Annotated in this window: 22 protein-coding genes; 10 read left to right on the top strand and 12 right to left on the bottom strand. The window is 50.3% G+C overall.

Features of this window, described 5'->3' with window-relative positions:
- Positions 1-140: 140 nt before the first annotated feature.
- Entirely contained in the window at positions 141-3,458 is a 3,318-nt protein-coding gene (gene mscM / locus CPY98_RS02315; protein ID WP_043490661.1) for a miniconductance mechanosensitive channel MscM, read from the top strand.
- Positions 3,459-4,019: 561 nt separating this feature from the next.
- Here the strand turns inward: mscM and epmA are convergent.
- Positions 4,020-4,997, bottom strand: a complete 978-nt coding sequence (gene epmA / locus CPY98_RS02310) for an elongation factor P--(R)-beta-lysine ligase (protein ID WP_025798737.1) — start codon at positions 4,995-4,997, stop codon at positions 4,020-4,022.
- A gap of 416 nt (positions 4,998-5,413) precedes the next feature.
- Here epmA and frdA point away from each other — a divergent pair, with 416 nt between their 5' ends.
- The 5 genes from frdA to blc all read left to right on the top strand — a co-directional run bounded on the left by frdA (position 5,414) and on the right by blc (position 9,382).
- A complete protein-coding gene (gene frdA / locus CPY98_RS02305; protein WP_043490654.1) occupies positions 5,414-7,213 on the top strand; it encodes a fumarate reductase (quinol) flavoprotein subunit in 1,800 nt (599 codons plus the stop codon).
- Positions 7,206-7,940: a succinate dehydrogenase/fumarate reductase iron-sulfur subunit gene (locus tag CPY98_RS02300; RefSeq protein WP_025798733.1), complete on the top strand. Its 735-nt coding sequence runs from the start codon at positions 7,206-7,208 to the stop codon at positions 7,938-7,940. Before frdA ends, CPY98_RS02300 begins: the two co-directional genes overlap by 8 nt.
- Before the next feature lie 14 nt (positions 7,941-7,954).
- Entirely contained in the window at positions 7,955-8,353 is a 399-nt protein-coding gene (frdC, locus tag CPY98_RS02295) for a fumarate reductase subunit FrdC (protein WP_040046331.1), read from the top strand.
- Between the two features lie 17 nt (positions 8,354-8,370).
- Positions 8,371-8,727, top strand: coding sequence for a fumarate reductase subunit FrdD (gene frdD, locus CPY98_RS02290; RefSeq protein WP_025798728.1), 357 nt, complete (start codon positions 8,371-8,373; stop codon positions 8,725-8,727).
- Between the two features lie 106 nt (positions 8,728-8,833).
- Complete coding sequence (gene blc, locus CPY98_RS02285; RefSeq protein WP_096386202.1) at positions 8,834-9,382, top strand: outer membrane lipoprotein Blc; 549 nt, start codon at positions 8,834-8,836, stop codon at positions 9,380-9,382.
- A 30-nt stretch (positions 9,383-9,412) separates the two neighbouring features.
- Here blc and sugE read toward each other — a convergent pair whose 3' ends face one another.
- The 4 genes from sugE to efp form a co-directional block, all read right to left on the bottom strand.
- On the bottom strand, positions 9,413-9,730 hold the full coding sequence (gene sugE, locus CPY98_RS02280; RefSeq protein WP_025798724.1) for a quaternary ammonium compound efflux SMR transporter SugE: 318 nt from the start codon (positions 9,728-9,730) through the stop codon (positions 9,413-9,415).
- Positions 9,731-9,908: 178 nt separating this feature from the next.
- A complete protein-coding gene (locus CPY98_RS02275; protein WP_008814834.1) occupies positions 9,909-10,040 on the bottom strand; it encodes an entericidin A/B family lipoprotein in 132 nt (43 codons plus the stop codon).
- Between the two features lie 95 nt (positions 10,041-10,135).
- Complete coding sequence (locus CPY98_RS02270; protein ID WP_369828310.1) at positions 10,136-10,237, bottom strand: entericidin A/B family lipoprotein; 102 nt, start codon at positions 10,235-10,237, stop codon at positions 10,136-10,138.
- Positions 10,238-10,356: 119 nt separating this feature from the next.
- A complete protein-coding gene (gene efp / locus CPY98_RS02265; protein ID WP_025798719.1) occupies positions 10,357-10,923 on the bottom strand; it encodes an elongation factor P in 567 nt (188 codons plus the stop codon).
- Between the two features lie 44 nt (positions 10,924-10,967).
- Between efp and epmB the strand changes: the two genes are divergently transcribed.
- Entirely contained in the window at positions 10,968-12,002 is a 1,035-nt protein-coding gene (epmB, locus tag CPY98_RS02260) for an EF-P beta-lysylation protein EpmB (RefSeq protein ID WP_043490645.1), read from the top strand.
- A gap of 60 nt (positions 12,003-12,062) precedes the next feature.
- Here epmB and hemW read toward each other — a convergent pair whose 3' ends face one another.
- The 5 genes from hemW to CPY98_RS02235 form a co-directional block, all read right to left on the bottom strand.
- Positions 12,063-13,193 (bottom strand): radical SAM family heme chaperone HemW, encoded by a 1,131-nt coding sequence (gene hemW / locus CPY98_RS02255; protein ID WP_046359444.1) that lies wholly within the window; start codon positions 13,191-13,193, stop codon positions 12,063-12,065.
- Positions 13,186-13,779: an RdgB/HAM1 family non-canonical purine NTP pyrophosphatase gene (gene rdgB / locus CPY98_RS02250; RefSeq protein WP_043490641.1), complete on the bottom strand. Its 594-nt coding sequence runs from the start codon at positions 13,777-13,779 to the stop codon at positions 13,186-13,188. Before rdgB ends, hemW begins: the two co-directional genes overlap by 8 nt.
- Positions 13,780-13,832: 53 nt before the next feature.
- A complete protein-coding gene (gene yggU, locus CPY98_RS02245; protein ID WP_025798712.1) occupies positions 13,833-14,135 on the bottom strand; it encodes a DUF167 family protein YggU in 303 nt (100 codons plus the stop codon).
- A 5-nt stretch (positions 14,136-14,140) separates the two neighbouring features.
- Positions 14,141-14,695, bottom strand: a complete 555-nt coding sequence (locus CPY98_RS02240; protein ID WP_025798710.1) for a YggT family protein — start codon at positions 14,693-14,695, stop codon at positions 14,141-14,143.
- Positions 14,696-14,768: 73 nt separating this feature from the next.
- Entirely contained in the window at positions 14,769-15,482 is a 714-nt protein-coding gene (locus CPY98_RS02235) for a YggS family pyridoxal phosphate-dependent enzyme (protein ID WP_096386199.1), read from the bottom strand.
- Between the two features lie 22 nt (positions 15,483-15,504).
- Here CPY98_RS02235 and CPY98_RS02230 point away from each other — a divergent pair, with 22 nt between their 5' ends.
- The 3 genes from CPY98_RS02230 (at position 15,505) to CPY98_RS02220 (ending at position 17,084) form a co-directional block, all read left to right on the top strand.
- Positions 15,505-16,521 carry a type IV pilus twitching motility protein PilT gene (locus CPY98_RS02230; RefSeq protein WP_096386197.1) on the top strand — a complete coding sequence of 339 codons (1,017 nt, stop codon included), beginning with the start codon at positions 15,505-15,507 and terminating at the stop codon, positions 16,519-16,521.
- Positions 16,522-16,585: 64 nt separating this feature from the next.
- Positions 16,586-16,837 carry a type II toxin-antitoxin system Phd/YefM family antitoxin gene (locus CPY98_RS02225; RefSeq protein WP_025798704.1) on the top strand — a complete coding sequence of 84 codons (252 nt, stop codon included), beginning with the start codon at positions 16,586-16,588 and terminating at the stop codon, positions 16,835-16,837.
- Positions 16,830-17,084: a Txe/YoeB family addiction module toxin gene (locus CPY98_RS02220; RefSeq protein WP_025798702.1), complete on the top strand. Its 255-nt coding sequence runs from the start codon at positions 16,830-16,832 to the stop codon at positions 17,082-17,084. Before CPY98_RS02225 ends, CPY98_RS02220 begins: the two co-directional genes overlap by 8 nt.
- 5 nt (positions 17,085-17,089) lie before the next feature.
- Here CPY98_RS02220 and ruvX read toward each other — a convergent pair whose 3' ends face one another.
- Together ruvX and CPY98_RS02210 are read right to left on the bottom strand one after the other, a co-directional pair.
- Complete coding sequence (ruvX, locus tag CPY98_RS02215) at positions 17,090-17,512, bottom strand: Holliday junction resolvase RuvX (RefSeq protein WP_046458214.1); 423 nt, start codon at positions 17,510-17,512, stop codon at positions 17,090-17,092.
- A complete protein-coding gene (locus tag CPY98_RS02210; protein WP_043490633.1) occupies positions 17,512-18,075 on the bottom strand; it encodes a YqgE/AlgH family protein in 564 nt (187 codons plus the stop codon). The genes ruvX and CPY98_RS02210 overlap by 1 nt, the downstream gene beginning before the upstream one ends.
- Between the last annotated feature and the right edge of the window lie 89 nt (positions 18,076-18,164).

Below are 18,164 nucleotides of genomic sequence, written 5' to 3'. Positions count from 1 at the left end.
GCGGCGACGCAGTGAATCCCTAGGAGTTTACATAAGTAAATGGCTGGGGTGAGCGAGGAAAGCCAACAAAGATGCCACTTGAAGTATGACGGGTATAAAGAATTAATCCGAGAAACGTTCGTAAAAAGAAAGGAAGAGTTATGCGCCTGATTACCAAATTGTTGATAACCGGGTTACTGATGTTATCCCTTCCACTTAGTGCGAACGCCGCACTGAATGAGCAACAGCTCGCCCAAGAACTCAAACAAGCCGAATCCAATAAAAATACCCCCAATCAGGCTGAACTGGTTGAGGCGCTTCAGAGCGCACTTAACTGGATCAATGAGAGTAAAGAGTCTGCTCAACGTACTCAGCAATATCAGAAATCCATCAGCGATTTCCCCAAACTCACGCGCGAACTCCGCCAGCAGCTCAGCGATGAAAGCACTCCTCCGCTGCCCGCGGCATCCATACCGGCTAGCGACGCAGAACAACAAATTCTGCAAATTAGCAGCCAATTACTCGAAGTTTCACGCCAGCTACAGCAAGAACTTGACCGTTCGCGTGCCATCAGTGATTCGTTAAGTCAGGTTCCTCTCAAGCAGGCCACTGCCCGCAAGGACTTAACCGAGGCCGAACGCCGTCTGCAAAATCTGGTCGTCACCAGTACCCCTTTGGCGCAAGCGCAATCAAACCAGCTACAGGCCGAGGTCGCAGCGCGTAAAGCGTTGGTCGACGAATTAGAGTTGGAACAGCTTTCTGCCAATAACCGTCAGGAATTGGCACGTTTACAGGCAGATGTACTCCGCAAGCGCCATGAGCGCCTCGATCTTCAGTTACAGGATTTACGTAACTCGCTGAATACTCAACGGCAACGTGAAGCCGAACAAGCCTTAGAACGAACTCAGCAATTAGTTGAACAAAGCGGGGATTTGCCCAAATCAATTTCCGAACAGCTGAAAATCAACCAGGAACTGTCTCGCGCATTAAATGAGCAAGCGGCGCGCATGGATGATATTGCCAACCAACAGCGAACCGCCGCAGCGCAAACCATTCAGGTACGTCAGGCTCTAAGCACCATTCGTGAACAGGCCCAATGGCTAGGAGTTTCCACCGCGTTGGGGGAAACGCTACGTGCACAGGTTGCACGCTTGCCTGATATGCCTAAACCGCAGCAGCTCGATGGCGATATGGCCAAACTACGTGTGCAGCGTTTATCCTTTGAAAACCTGCTCAACAAAATTGAACCAGCCGCCGACTATAAGCAAAACGATGGTAAGCCTTTAACGGCTTCGCAGCAGCGGTTGTTACAGCCCCAGCTTAAAACACAGCGCGAGTTACTGAACTCACTGCTTTCCGGCTGTGATTCGCAAATCCTAGAATTAACCAAGCTTAAAGTCGCCAACACCCAGCTTATTGATGCGCTGACCGAAATTAAAGACGCCACCCACCGCTATCTTTTCTGGGCGGCGGACGTTGATCCTCTCAGCGTGAGTGCACCGCTCGACGTGATTCAGAGCCTCAACCGCCTGCTGTCGCTGGATACGCTTTCTCAGCTTAGCCAAGCGTTTCTCATGATGATCACCACCAAAGAAACGCTGTTGCCGCTGTTTGGTGCCCTGCTACTGGTTGGCTTCAGTTTTTATTCTCGCCGCCATTATCAGGCCTTTATGGAGCGCGCCAGCAGCAAGGTCGGTAAGGTGACCCAAGACCATATTTCGCTCACGCTGCGCACGGTGTTCTGGTCAATTCTCGTGGCGTTGCCGCTGCCGGTGCTGTGGGCGGCGTTAGGTTATGGATTACAAAATGCATGGCCCTACCCGATGGCCGTTGCTATTGGTGATGGCGTAACGGCCGCGCTGCCAGTGCTGTGGGCATTTATGATCAGCGCCGCATTTGCTCATCCAAACGGGTTGTTCATTGCGCATTTCCGTTGGGAAGAACAACAGGTTAAGCGCGCAATGCGCTACTACCTCATGTCAATTTGGTTAATCGTGCCGCTGCTGATGGCGCTTGTCACCTTCGATAATCTCGACGATCGCGCCTTTGCAGGCTCGCTGGGGCGCGCCTGTTTCATCATGCTGTGTGTGGCGCTCAGCCTACTAACCACCAGCCTGAAGCGGGCAGGAATTCCGCTTTACCTCAACAAACAGGGCGACGGCGAAAACCTGATCAACCACGCGCTATGGTGGATTTTGCTGTGTGCACCGCTGGTAGCCGCTTTCGCTTCCCTGCTGGGCTACTTCAACACGGCGCAAATTTTATTAGCGCGTTTAGAGAGCTCAGTGGCCATCTGGTTCATCTTGCTGGTGGTGTATTACATCATTCGCCGTTGGATGTTGATTCAGCGCCGCCGTATTGCCTTTGAGCGAGCCAAACAGCGCCGCGCAGAGCGTTTAGAAAAGCGTACCAAGGGTGAAGAGGACTCGACTCCGCACAGTGTTGAAGGAAGTCAGGACATTGAAGAGCCAGTGGTCGATCTCGACGCTATCAGCGCTCAATCGCTTCGTTTGGTTCGTTCGATTCTTACCATGATTGCGCTGGTCTCGCTGATCTGGCTGTGGTCTGAACTGCATTCAGCCTTCGCGTTTTTGGAAAACATTCGTCTGTGGGATGTAACCAGCTCATCGCAGGGGGTTGAAAGCCTGCAGCCTATTACGCTCGGGGCAGTGCTGATCGCGATATTAGTCATGATCGTCACGGTGCAGCTCGTCAAGAATCTGCCCGCGCTGCTGGAGCTTGGGTTGCTGCAACATCTTGATCTAACGCCAGGTACCGGATACGCCATTACCACCATCACCAAATACCTGTTGTTGTTGATTGGCGGCCTGATTGGTTTCTCAATGCTGGGCATTGAGTGGGCAAAATTACAATGGTTGGTCGCCGCGCTGACCTTGGGTTTGGGCTTCGGTTTACAGGAGATCGTTGCTAACTTTGCCTCCGGCTTGATCATCCTGTTTGAAAAACCGATCCGCATCGGTGATACCGTGACCATCCGCGATCTCACAGGATCCGTGACCAAAATCAATACGCGCGCCACCACGATTTCAGATTGGGACCGCAAAGAGATCATTGTGCCCAACAAGGCTTTCATCACCGAGCAGTTTATCAACTGGTCGCTAAGCGATGCCGTCACCCGCGTAGTGCTAACTGTGCCTGCCGAGGCAACAGCCAGTAGCCAAGAGGTTACAGACGTTCTGCTTGAAGCAGCATCAAAATGCTCGCTAGTGCTCGATACACCTGCGCCAGAGGCTTATCTGGTGGATATACAGCAAGGGATCCAGATTTTCGAGCTGCGTATTTATGCCGCTGAAATGGCGCACCGTATGCCACTGCGTCATGAGATCCATCAGTTGATCTTGGCTGGCTTCCAGCAGCACGATCTGAAGCTGCCGTTCCCACCGTTCCAAGTGAGCACTGATACATTGCGACAGGCGCGGGGAAGTATGAGAAGAACGTTTACGACTGGGGGATTATAGTTTTTATGGCTCGCGCAGTGAAAAACTCCATCTGTCGTTTATGCCATGGCGGTGTAAGGTTTCGTTCGCCTATCCGCTACGGTATTCACATACAAACTGCGTAGCAGGCGACCGATGAGGGGCGCCAGCGCGCGCCCCTTCAATCCTCGCGCTTTTATCCGAGACGCCATCTTCGCTACGGTTTGGTATCGCCCATCCCGGGCGCCCCAAACTCCACCGGTACATCCCTGTACCGGTGGCTCTCACTACCAAGACTTAAACGATTAAAAGATAAGAAAGAAGAGATAATAAAATCTTTGTCTTTTTTATGTTTAAAGAATGCGATTTAGAGCCGCCAGCAGGGATGCTGGTGGCAGGTTGAGGGCGCACAGGACGTGCGCTCCGAGACCGGTCGGCCAAACGACTCGGTGAAAGCGCGAGAGTGAAGAGGTTGCGCGCTGGCAACCTCTTCTCGGACGCCTACGTCTGCGGTTTCATGGAAACACAACTGCTCACGGGCGGACGAAACCTTTCACCGTTCTAACAAAGAAAATATGACATTCTGCCTCAGCCAAAAATGACCTACGCCCTATCCACCGGAAACGCAATCACTTCACTTAACCGTTCTGCTTTTAGCGCCAGCATGATCAATCGATCAACGCCAAGTGCGACACCCGAGCAATCCGGCAAACCGTGCTCTAGTGCCGCCAGCAGATTCTCATCCAGTGGATGCTCTGGCAGACCCATTGCGGCGCGTTTACGGTTATCTTGCTCAAAACGCATACGCTGCTCGCGAGCATCCGTTAACTCATGGAAACCATTCGCCAGTTCGATGCCTTTGTAATAGACCTCAAAGCGCTCTGCCACACGGTGATCTTCGGTGCTGATTTGCGCTAATGAAGCCTGAGAGGCTGGGAAGTGGTACACAAACGTTGGCTTATCACGGCCAATATTTGGCTCAACGCCAAAGGTAAACAGCAGCTGTAGCAGCGTATCGCGATCTTCTTCTTGGTCGGCTACGTTGCTCAGATCGAGCTTCGCCGCCACTTCGCGCAGCTGTACTTTGTCGGCAGAAAGCGGGTCCATATCTAAATGACGAATAAACGCCTGCTGGTAGGAAAGCGTTTCGGCGCTGTCGCATTCCAATACCTGTTGCAGAAGATCGTCGACCTCATTCATTAAACGGTACATGTCGTAGTGTGGGCGATACCACTCCAGCATGCTGAATTCAGGATTATGATGTCGGCCTGACTCTTCATTGCGGAAGCTTTTACCGAGCTGATAAATCGGCCCACTGCCCGCCGCTAACAGGCGCTTCATGTGATATTCCGGGCTGGTCATCATGTATAGCGTCATGCCCTGCGCCGCACCGGGGCCCACAAAATGGGTTTGGAATGGCACAAGATGAATGTCCGTTACCGTTGCCTGGCTCATTGCCGGCGTGTCAACTTCAAGAACACCACGGTCCGAGAAGAATCGACGAATGGTGGACACGATTGTCGCGCGCTTCAACAAATTGGCGATAGGGGCACTTGGCTGCCAGCTTGCCGTTTCGCTCATGATAATTACTCCGCTATAAAACAGGATGTGCAGTCTACCCGCATCATCGCAGGCAGACAAACCATTGGCGCTCACTGAGTGAGCTAATAACCACACAGCAAAACTATTGGCTGCTCTATATTCTTTAAAAAGAACATAAAATACATAAAAACCACGAGAACAGACAGAAATAGCGCTGATATCACATTTTTGTACTACGGTTAGTAGGGAAAACAGCAAAACAATCGATCACATCAAGTTTCTACTACTTCGTTTTAGGTATAATTTTATCACTTGAACTTATAAATCTTAGCCATTCCCGATGCGCACTAAAGAGAGCAACTGTTTGAATATCTGCTACTACTTCTCTTAGTGCGACATTTGGAATGGTTATTCATTTTAATTGATATTGACAATTGATCACCCGGAGGAATGCAGTGCAAACCTTTAACGCAGACCTTGCCATCGTCGGGGCAGGGGGTGCTGGTTTACGTGCAGCAATTGCAGCAGCGGAAGCCAACCCTCAACTGAAGATCGCGCTTATCTCTAAAGTATATCCAATGCGTAGCCACACTGTGGCCGCAGAAGGCGGATCAGCAGCCGTTACTCAGGCTCACGACTCATACGACTACCATTTCAACGATACCGTTGCTGGTGGTGACTGGCTTTGTGAACAGGATGTGGTCGATCATTTCGTCCATAACTGTCCTCGCGAAATGGCTCAGCTTGAGCAATGGGGTTGCCCTTGGAGCCGTAAACCTGACGGTTCCGTTAACGTTCGCCGTTTTGGCGGGATGAAGATTGAGCGTACATGGTTCGCCGCGGATAAAACCGGCTTCCATATGCTGCACACTCTTTTCCAAACTTCTTTAAAATATCCACAGATTCAGCGCTTTGATGAGCACTTCGTTCTCGACATTTTGGTCGACGAAGGCAAAGCACGCGGCCTTGTTGCCATGAATATGATGGAAGGTACTCTGGTTCAGATCCGTGCAAACGCCGTGGTTATGGCAACAGGCGGCGCAGGCCGTGTGTATCGCTACAACACCAATGGCGGCATCGTTACCGGCGACGGTATGGGCATGGCGTTAGATCACGGTATTCCTTTACGTGATATGGAATTTGTTCAGTATCACCCAACCGGCCTGCCGGGCTCAGGGATCCTGATGACTGAAGGCTGTCGTGGTGAAGGTGGTATTCTGGTCAACAAAGATGGCTATCGCTATCTGCAAGACTACGGAATGGGCCCTGAAACCCCGCTCGGCGAACCAAAAAACAAATACATGGAACTGGGTCCACGCGACAAAGTTTCTCAGGCATTCTGGCACGAATGGCGCGCTGGCCGCACCATCTCTACTCCGCGCGGCGATGTGGTCTATCTGGACCTGCGTCATCTGGGCGAGAAAAAACTGCTGGAGCGTCTGCCGTTCATCTGTGAGCTATCTAAAGCTTACGTGGGCGTCGATCCAGTTAAAGAGCCGATCCCCGTTCGTCCAACCGCACACTACACCATGGGTGGTATTGAAACCAACCAGAACTGCGAAACCCGTATTCAGGGTCTCTTCGCCGTGGGTGAATGTTCTTCTGTTGGTCTGCACGGTGCAAACCGTCTGGGTTCTAACTCTCTGGCAGAGCTGGTGGTATTTGGCCGCGTTGCGGGCGAACACGCGGTTCAGCGCTCACAGGAAGCCACCCCGGCTAACGGCAGCGCGCTAGATGCACAGGCAAAAGACGTTGAAGCACGTCTGCACGCACTGGCTAATCAGGAAGGTACTGAAAGCTGGGCGAAAATCCGTGACGAGATGGGCATGTCAATGGAAGAAGGCTGTGGTATCTACCGTACGACTGACCTGATGCAGAAAACCGTTGATAAATTGGCCGAGCTGAAAGAACGTTTCAAACGCGTCAAAATCACTGATAACTCTAGCGTCTTCAATACCGACCTGCTGTACACCATCGAATTGGGTCACGGCCTGAACGTGGCTGAATGTATGGCTCATGCGGCAATCAATCGTAAAGAATCCCGTGGCGCACATCAGCGTCTGGATGAAGGTTGCACCGAGCGTGATGACGTTAACTTCCTGAAGCACACTCTGACATTCAAAAATGCCGACGGCCTCGCGCCACGCATTGAATACAGCGACGTGAAAATTACCAAACTGCAACCAGCAAAACGTGTATACGGTGCTGAAGCAGAAGCTCAGGATGCAAAGAATAAGGAGCAAGCGAATGGCTGAGATGAAAATCTTGAAAATGGAAGTCATGCGCTATAACCCAGAACAGGATGCCGAGCCGCATTTCGTGACGTATGACGTCCCGTATGACGAAACGACTTCCCTGCTGGATGCGTTAGGCTACATCAAAGATAATCTGGCTGCCGACCTGTCTTACCGCTGGTCTTGCCGTATGGCAATCTGTGGTTCTTGCGGCATGATGGTTGACCGCGTGCCTAAGCTGGCGTGTAAAACCTTCCTGCGTGACTACCCAACCGGTATGCGCGTTGAAGCGTTAGGCAACTTCCCAGTAGAACGCGATCTGGTGGTCGATATGACTCACTTTATCGAAAGTCTGGAAGCCATTAAGCCATACATCATCGGTAACAACCGTAAACCAGAAGACGGCACCAACCTGCAGACCCCAGCTCAGATGGAAAAATACCATCAGTTCTCCGGCTGCATTAACTGTGGTCTGTGCTACGCAGCCTGCCCACAGTTTGGTCTGAACCCTGAGTTCATCGGCCCAGCCGCTATCACTCTGGCACACCGTTACAATCTGGATACCCGTGACCACGGGAAGAAAGAGCGTATGCCTGTTCTGAACTCCGATAACGGCGTTTGGACTTGTACCTTCGTCGGTTATTGCTCAGAAGTTTGTCCAAAACACGTCGACCCAGCCGCTGCTATCCAGCAAGGCAAAGTTGAAAGTGCGAAAGACTTCATGATCGCGATGCTGAAACCGCAATAAGGGAGGATGAATCAATGACGACTTCAACTAAACGCAAACCTTATGTGCGCGGTATGCAGGCTAACTGGTGGCAGAAGCTCGGTTTCTACAAGTTCTATATGCTGCGTGAGAGCTCTGCTCTGGGCAACGTATGGTTCAGCATCGTGCTGATTTATGGAATTTTCTCCATGAAAGATGGCGCTGCTGGCTGGGAAAGCTTTGTCGCTTTCTTGCAGAACCCACTGGTGCTGATCCTGAACATCATCTCATTGCTTCTGGCTGCACTTCATACCAAAACCTGGTTTGAACTTGCTCCAAAAGCGGCCAATATCGTGGTTGGTGACACGAAAATGGGCCCTGGTCCGGTGATCAAAGCCCTTTGGGTGGTGACCATCATTGCGACTGTGGTCATTTTGGCCGTTACCCTGCTATAACCGTAAAGGAGAACATTGTGGATAATAAAGTATACAAACGTTCTGACGAGCCGGTTTTCTGGGGGCTATTTGGTGCAGGCGGCATGTGGGGTGCAATCATTGCGCCCGTCGTAATTCTGATCGTTGGCATCATGCTGCCTCTGGGCTGGTTCCCAGATGCCCTGACTTTCGAACGTGCGCTGAGCTTCAGCCAGAGCTTCATTGGCCGTATTTTCTGGCTACTGATGATCATTCTGCCGCTGTGGTGTGGTTTGCACCGTTTGCATCACATGATGCATGACCTGAAAATCCACGTACCTGCCGGTAAGTGGGTGTTCTACGGTTTAGCAGCGATTCTGAGCGTAGTTGCGCTGATCGGCGTATTCACGCTGTAATGAGTCACTTCGCTGTATAAAAGCCTCCTCCGGGAGGCTTTTTTATTAGTTAGATTCCCGCTATCAGGTCTACACTTTAACGGTATCCGTTTGAAAAGGAGCCGTTATGCCTGTTTGGTCTCGCATTGCCGCTGTGATTACAGCGCTGCTCTCCGTTGGCTGTAGCACTAAGCCGCCACCTGACGTCACCGTCGTCAGCGACTTTCAACTGCCCCGCTATCTTGGCAACTGGTATGAAATTGCCCGCCTCAATCATCCCTTTGAACAGGGGTTAGATCACGTCACAGCCCACTACAGCATGCGGGAAGACGGTGGTGTAAAGGTCGTTAATCGTGGATTCAACACTGAAAAACACCAATGGAAGGAGAGCATCGGCAAAGCTTATTTCGTTCAGTCGCCGAATATTGCTTCGCTCAAAGTGTCTTTCTTCGGCCCATTCTATGGTGGTTACAACGTGATTGAGTTGGATAGCGAGTATCGCTACGCGCTGATTTGCGGACCCAATAAGGACTACCTATGGATACTGGCGCGTACACCGACATTGGATGACAACGTGAAGCAAAAGTTGCTGGCAACCGCCCAACGCTATGGATTTAAAACTCAGGATTTAATTTGGGTGAACCAATCGCGTATCGATATGAGCCCGCCTCATTAGAGGCGAGCTATAACGCGAGCGAGGCTAAGATTATTGGCTACTGAATTTCAAACCCAGTATTCCGATAACGATCAGACACAGGCTGATAATTCTTGGCAGGCTCGCAGATTCCCCTAGCAGTACAATCCCCATAATGGCCGCCCCTACGGCACCAATTCCCGTCCACACGGCATAAGCGGTGCCTGCCGGTAAGGTTTTCATCGCATGCGCCAGCAGCACCATACTCACCACCATGGCTGCGATAGTAATAATGCTCGGCGTTAAACGAGAAAAACCATGGGTGTATTTTAGGCCAATTGCCCAAACAACTTCCAAGAGACCAGCGACCATCAGAATGATCCAAGACATGCGATTTATCCACAACGATGGGGTCGTCCCCGAATTAGGATACGTACACAGGTCGTCCTGCGCAGTTTTTTGAATGATAAAGCGACGTTAGGATACGATGGTTTTGAGAAAAAGTTAAGAAGAGGAAATATCAGGGCGTAGGCAACAAGACAACGCCCTAGCGTATGGCAAATAAAAGCTACTGTGCGGCGCGCTGAATCGCCTGACCACCGGCTTCTACGTCTTCACCCGCACCGCGAGTCGTATTACAGCCAGCCAAAGCGGCAAGAACTAACAGAGAACATACTAATGCGATGCTTTTCTTAATCATTGCTATCTTCCTTATCTGCAGTTTTAAAAGTAATGCCTTTTAAGCGTAGACAAGAAATCAGCAGTAAGCGAAAAAACATCACCGCTCTTAATTAATTAGCTCGCAACCCGTGAAATCGCGCCACCGAGATGCTGAACATCCTCGCCGAATCCGCGGGCGGTGTTACAACCGCTCAAAGTCGCTAACGCACTCACCATCAATGCCAACACAACGATTTTCTTTATCATATTTATCTGGGTTCCTCATGCGAGCCTTTTGGGTAAAAAAAAACCGCGTTATACGCGGCTTTTTTAAAACAAATTAGCTTTCTTCGCAATTACTTAACGCGAGAAACATATTCGCCAGAACGGGTGTCAACTTTGATCACTTCGCCGATCTGTACGAACAATGGAACTTTAACCACTGCGCCAGTGCTCAGGGTTGCAGGTTTACCGCCGGTACCTGCGGTATCACCTTTCAGACCTGGATCGGTATCAACGATTTCCAGCTCTACGAAGTTTGGAGGAGTCACCTGAATTGGACGGCCGTTCCACAGAGTTACGATACACTCTGCCTGATCCAGCATCCATTTAGCGTTATCGCCGATAGCTTTCTCATCAGCAGCCAGCTGCTCGAAGGTTTCGTTGTTCATGAAATGATAGAACTCACCGTCGTTGTACAGGTAAGTCAGGTTCAAGTCGACAACGTCCGCGCCTTCTGCGGAGTCAGTAGATTTAAAGGTTTTTTCAACACGGGTGCCGGTCAGCAGGCGACGCATTTTAACGCGAGCAAAGGCTTGGCCTTTACCTGGTTTAACGAACTCGCTGCTTTCTACTGCATAAGGCTCGCCCTCGAACATGATTTTAAGACCGGGACGGAAATCGTTGCTAGAATAAGTCGCCATAAAGGCCCTCTGAATTATTTATAACTGGTAGCTTAGCCAAAAAAATGGCACATATTGTAACTCAAAATACGCAGTCTAGAGAAGATTGGCTGCAACAACTTGCCGATGTTATTACTGAACCGGCAGAATTGCTTGAATATTTAGCACTTTCTGACAGCCCTGAATGGCAAAAAGGCCACGATGCGCGGCGTCTTTTCGCCCTGCGGGTTCCTTATGCCTTCGCTCGGCGCATGAAAAAAGGCGACCCGAACGATCCGCTCCTCCTTCAGGTCATGACGTCCGCCAACGAATTTATCGCCACACCGGGCTACTCAACCGATCCGTTGGAAGAACAAGACGACGCCATCGCCGTGCCAGGGCTGCTGCATAAATATATTAACCGAGCGCTGCTGTTGGTCAAAGGCGGCTGTGCGGTTAACTGTCGTTATTGCTTCCGCCGTCACTTTCCCTATCAGGATAATCAGGGAAATAAAGCCAACTGGCGTCACGCCCTAGATTATATTCGCCAACAGCCAGAACTGGATGAAATCATTTTCTCCGGCGGCGATCCGTTGATGGCGAAAGATCACGAGCTGGCTTGGTTACTCGACGAGATCGAAACCATCCCACATATTAAACGGCTGCGCATCCATAGCCGCTTGCCGGTGGTGATCCCAGCTCGCATCACCGAAGCGCTGACCCAACGTTTCTCTCAGTCACGCTTACAGATTCTGCTGGTGACTCACGTTAATCATGCCAATGAAATTGACTCAGAGTTTTGTGATGCCATGACGCGCCTCAAACGCGCCAACGTCACACTTCTCAATCAAGGCGTTTTGCTGCGCGGCGTAAATGATAATGCCGATACGTTGGCTAATCTCAGCAATGCGCTGTTTGATGCGGGAATTATGCCTTATTACCTGCATGTCCTCGATCGAGTGCAGGGTGCGGCGCATTTTATGGTGCCAGATGATGAAGCACGGTTGATCATGCGTGAACTGATGACGAAAGTGTCAGGCTATATGGTGCCGAAACTCACCCGTGAAATCGGCGGTGAGCCAAGCAAAACAACCATTGATTTAGGCTTGCGCCAGCGCTGATCTGAAGTCTGCCCTCCCCTGTAAAGAGGAGGGCTAGCAGAAGACAATGAGATAAAACCGTTACAAAAACAGCTCTAGCAACGAATTCAAAAACAGTTTTCCGTGCTCGGTAATCTGCCAATACTCATCGGTTTCTACGATATAATTCTGTGCCAGTGCTTCATCAAGCTGAGCACGAATAACCTCTTCGCCAAGCCCTGTGTACAATTGGAATTCTGCACGCGGCGTAGGCTCAAGCAATCTAAAGCGGTTCATAAAGAACTCGAACGGACGATCGTCATTCTCCACTTCATGCTGTTTATCGAGGTAGCGCCCTTGCATATAACCGCGCGGATGACGTGTTTTGGCCGTGCGCAAAATACGTCCATCTTCAAACGTTACCTTACCGTGTGCTCCGCAGCCAATCCCAAGATAGTCACCAAAGCGCCAGTAGTTCAAATTATGCTGGCACTGATAACCAGGCTTGGCATAGGCCGAGGTTTCATATTGCTGATACCCCGCTGCGCGTAGCAGTTCATCACCGCGCTGGAAAATGTCCCATAGTGCGTCGTCATCCGGTAATTTTGGCGGACGCGAACCAAACAGCGTATTCGGCTCAATGGTGAGTTGATACCACGACAAATGCGGCGGGTTCAGTTCAATCGCCTGACGCAAATCATCAAGCGCCTCTTCCAATGACTGATCTGGCAAACCATGCATCAAATCGAGATTAAAACTGCGTAACCCTAGACCTTGCGCCAGATGTGCCGCGCGCTTGGCCTCTTCTGGCCCGTGGATCCGTCCTAATCGCGTTAACTTCTCCGCGCTAAAGCTTTGCACACCAATCGAAATACGATTGATACCGGCTCGCTGATAGGCGCTAAAGCGATCGGCTTCAACGGTGCCGGGATTCGCCTCCATGGTCACTTCCGCATCTGCCGCAACCGGTAAACGCGCGCGCACGCCATCCATTAGACGCTGCATACCTTCGGCGCTTAGCAGGCTTGGCGTTCCACCACCGATAAAAATGGTGCCAATTTCACGCCCTGAGGTAAGCGCCACATCAGCATCTAAATCAGCCAGCAAATGGTCGACATATTCCGTTGAAGGAATATCGCCTTTTTGAGCGTGAGAATTAAAATCGCAGTATGGGCATTTCTGCACACACCACGGGATATGGATGTAGAGGCTAAGCGGGGGCAACTTAAGCATTACGCATCGCTTCCAACAGCAGCTTCAAAGCTTTACCACGATGCGAAACCGCAATTTTCTGCTCTTTACTGAGCTGCGCCGCGGAACAGCCTAACTCAGGAACGTTGAAAATAGGGTCGTAGCCGAAACCACCGTCGCCTGATGGAGCAAAACTGATTTCACCCGCCCAGCTGCCGTGACATACCAGCGGCGTAGGATCTTCGGCATGGCGCAAATAAACTAATACGCAGTGGAATTGCGCCTGACGTTGGCCTTCGGGAACATCTTTCAGCGCCACCAGCAGTTTCTCGAGATTCTGACGGTCGCTGGCATCTTCGCCCGCATAACGCGCGGAATAGATCCCTGGAGCTCCGCCCAAAACATCCACGGCTAAACCGGAATCGTCGGCTATCGCAGGTAACCCCGTGATCTGCGCAGCGTGGCGAGCTTTTAGAATCGCGTTCTCAATAAATGTCAGACCCGTTTCTTCCGCAGAGTCCACGCCCAATTCAGTTTGCGCCACAACGTCTAAGCCAAAGTCGGCCAGCAAGCTTGCCAACTCACGAACTTTGCCTGCATTTCCCGTCGCCAATACCACTTTTTGCATGATAAATCCTATATATAGCACCGGCAGGCTAACGCCTGCCGGTAGAAAAATAATTATTCAGGGGAGCACAATGCAGAGATCACATCAGGGATTTGTTGAGGCTGGTTAATGCGAACCTGCTTATGCCGGCCCAACTCCCCTTTCTCAATCATCACCTGACTTTTAGCGACCCGAAACTGTTTGGCGATAAATTTTTGCAGATGAGCATTAGCCTGACCATCTACCGGCGGTGCGGTAATGGCGACTTTTAGCTCTTCACCATGTAGCCCAACAATCTGGTCACGGCTGGCTTTAGGCTGAATATAAAGGCGTAAAACCAGCGCATCATTCTCAAACTTTATTGCATCTGTACTCATTCCACTCACAGCAAGAACCAGAGCTGCCCCAGAAGATCCATGCCGAGATAATTCAGCATGTACAGCACCAAGATCACGACCATGGCTGAAAAATCTAAGCCGCCCATCGCAGGAAGAAAACGACGTATCGGCGACATCAACGGCTCAGTCAGCTGCATCAAAACATAATCCATTGGGCTGCGGCCTTGGCTGATCCAGCTCATGATAGAACGGATGATAATTACCCAGAACACCAAATAACCCGCAGATTTAATAACGGAAATCAGACCAAATAGCAGGTTGTACGGGCTAAGCGAGATCTCTCCGCTTTGGATCAACAGCAACAACGGATATTTAATCGTCATCAGCAAAAATGCCACCAGCAGCGAAGACGAATCAATCGGCCCCAGTGAAGGGATTACGCGACGCAGCGGCCCTACAATTGGCTGAGTCACTTTCACAATAAACTGCGACAGTGGATTATAAAAATCAGTGCGTGCCCATTGCATCCAGATCCGCAGCAATAAAATCATGACGTAAAGGTCAATGACAGTTTTGACCAAGAAAGTCAGTGTTAGCATGAAAAACCCTTTATCCGTTAAATGGTAAGGTAAGTAAGAAAATTAAAATAATCAGTCTATAAACTGATAATTATTATGAAGTTGTACCGTAATCACGGGCACCAAAAATCGCGGTACCGATGCGAACCAGCGTACTGCCTGCGGTAATCGCAGCCGCCATATCATGGGTCATCCCCATCGATAGCGTATCAATATGCGGATACTGCGTTTTAAGAGCCAAAAACGCCTGTTCCATTTGGTCAAACACCGTTTTTTGCTTCGCAGGGTCTTCTTCTGGCGCTGGAATGGCCATCAAACCACGCAGGCGAAGATTTGGCATTTCAGCGACCTGCGCCGCTAACGCATCAAGTTCGCTCAGCTCAATACCTGATTTGCTGCTTTCGTCACTAATATTTATTTGGATCAGCACGTTTAACGGCGCGCATTCGGCTGGGCGCTGTTCATTCAGGCGCTGAGCAATTTTCACACGATCGATGGTATGGATCCAATCAAAATGCTCTGCAACTAAGCGGCTTTTATTAGATTGCAGTGGGCCAATAAAGTGCCACTCCAGCTCTGCTCCGTGAGGCGTCTGTGCAAAATGCTGGATCTTGCTCACCCCTTCCTGCACGTAGTTTTCACCGAAGGCCCGTTGCCCTGCGGCAATCGCTTCTTCGATGGCGCTCACAGGCTTAGTTTTACTGACTGCAAGTAACGTAACTTCTTCTGGAGACCTGCCGCAATCCTGAGCCGCAGCGCTAATACGGCTCCTGACGGCCTCTAAATTTTGTTGGATAGTGCTATTCATAATTTTTGGCTCAGGAGGTTAAATGGATTTTTGTGATTTATTGGCTCGTAGTGTAAAGCAAAACGCATCAGATCTGCATCTTTGCACTGGATATCCGCCCATTCTTCGTATCGACGGCTCACTGCAAACAATAGAAGCTGAGCCGATAACATCGCGCCAGATTGACTCTTGGCTTGCGATGCATCTGCCCACCGAGGCCGATACCCTATGGCGACAGCATCATCAGGTCGATTTCGCCTTAAACCTACATGGGGGCATCCGGCTCAGAGTCAATGCTTTCCAGCAATTACATGGCCCCTCTCTGGCCCTGCGCATTATTCCAAACACGATCCCGACGCTGCATGATTTATCTGCGCCAGCGGCACTCCCCCATCTCCTTGAGGTTGGCTCAGGACTCATCTTGGTTTGTGGTGCAACCGGCAGCGGCAAATCCACAACGCTTGCCGCCATGCTGAACCATATAAACCACCATCAGCCATGGCACGTTATTACGCTTGAAGATCCTTTGGAGTTTATTCATATCCCGCAGCAATCGCTTATCCAGCAGCGTGAAATTGGCGCTCATGTTCCCAGCTTTAACCAAGCGCTACGCGCCGCGTTGCGAGAGGATCCCGATGTCATTTTACTGGGTGAATTACGCGATGCGGAATCCATTCGTTTAGCCCTCACGGCAGCAGAAACGGGCCATCTCGTATTAGCGACGCTACACACGCGAGGTGCCGCGCAAGCGGTAGAACGGCTGATTGATGTCTTTCCTGCCGAAGAGAAAAATTTTGTACGCACGCAAATCGCAGGCAGCCTGCAAGCGGTGCTGGCACAGCAGCTTTTGCCCAAACAGGGCGGAGGAAGAGTTGCCGCGTTTGAGTTTCTGCTCAATACTCCGGCCGTCAGTAACTTAATCCGTGAAGAAAAAGCGCACCAGATCGCCACCGTCCTACAAACGGGACAACGGCAAGGAATGCTAAGTTTTGAGCAGGATATTGCTCGACTAAACGCACAAGGAATACTTGGGAGGATAAAAAATGACCATAACCACTAACCTGCTCACTAAGGTCAATGTACAATATAGCTGTACATTGTCACTTTCCGGTCAGGAGATTTTTATGCGCAATATCACCTACTCAGCGGCTCGAGCCACTTTAGCCTCAGTCATGGATCAAACGATTCAGGACTGCACGCCCATACTTATCACCCGTCAAAATGGTGAAGACTGCGTTTTAATGTCTAGCAAAGAGTATTCCAGCCTCATGGAAACCGCTTATTTAATGCGCTCGCCCTCGAATGCTGAACACCTGCTTAAATCATTGGCACAAGCTAGCGCCAAGGCTCTAGAAAAGAAGGTGCTGGATGAATAAATTCTTCACGGATGAGTCTTGGGCCGATTATGTTTTCTGGCAGGAAAATGACAAACGTTTTATTAAACGTATCAATGAATTGATTAAAGAAATTGAAAGGGCCCCATTCACAGGAATTGGCAAACCAGAGCCTTTAAAACATCATCTATCGGGTTATTGGTCACGCAGAATTAATGAAGAACACCGGCTCATTTATCGGGTAGAACAAGACAGGATGATCATCCTGTCTTGCCGCTATCATTATTAGTCAGCTCACCCTGCCTGCTGATCAAACCAACTTTCCAAGATAATCACCGCAGAGGCAGCGTCGACGCTACCTTTATCCAATGCACGATAGCCGCCACCGGCAAAAAGATGCGAGCGCGCTTCGACGGTACTCAAGCGTTCATCGTGCAAAGCAATTTGCACACCGAAACGACCGTGAATGCGATTAGCAAATTTTCGCGCCTGAGCGGTAACCGGTTGTTCCGTGCCGTCCATATTGAGAGGTAGCCCAACCACCACGAGATCGGGCTGCCACTCCTTTAAAATTTTTTCAATTTTTGTCCAGTCAGGTGAGCCTTCATTCGCCTTAAATGAAGCCAGTGGCCGCGCCGTACCTGTAATCTCTTGTCCAATCGCAGCACCGATACTTTTAGTGCCAAAATCGAAAGCGATAATTGTTCTGTTACCCATTACGCGTGTCCTGCTGAAGTGGCCATATTGCGAATATCAACGCCCAGTTTTTTAGCCGCGCTAACCCAGCGTTCTGAAATTGGCGTATGGAATAGGATGTGAGCATCGGCTTCAACGGTGAGCCACGCATTATCCAGCAGCTCTTGTTCCAACTGCCCTGCTTCCCAGCTGCAATATCCCAAGGAAACCAAAATATCTTTTGGCTGTGCTTGAGTTCCCAACGTTTCAAGCACGTCGCGAGACGTTGTCATCATGCATTCAGCGGAAATCGCGACGCTGGAGCCGAAATTTGTCTGTGGGGTATGCAGCACAAAACCACGATCTTCTGCCAATGGGCCACCGTACATAACCGGTTTATCCAACCGAATTTTCTCGTCTCTTGGCTCGGGTGTGATTTTTAGCTTTTCCAATAGGGATCCCAGAGTGAGCTGTTCCAGTGGTTTATTGATGACTAAACCCATCGCGCCGTCTTTATTGTGCTCACACACATAAATAACGGAACGTTTGAATCGGCTGTCCTGCATAGAAGGCATAGCTATAAGAAAATGATGCGCTAAATTCATCGTCGTGGCTTCAACTCGCTGTATTTGTTTATGTGTTCACTAAAGTGTATTCAGTGAATATACCCGCCGCCCTTTGAGGTGCAGGGGTA

This window comes from Hafnia sp. CBA7124, assembly GCF_002355555.1.
Taxonomy (GTDB): Bacteria; Pseudomonadota; Gammaproteobacteria; order Enterobacterales; family Enterobacteriaceae; genus Hafnia; species Hafnia alvei.
The sequence above is the reverse complement of the archived record's forward strand: the minus strand, read 5'-3'. Positions and strand labels throughout refer to the sequence as shown.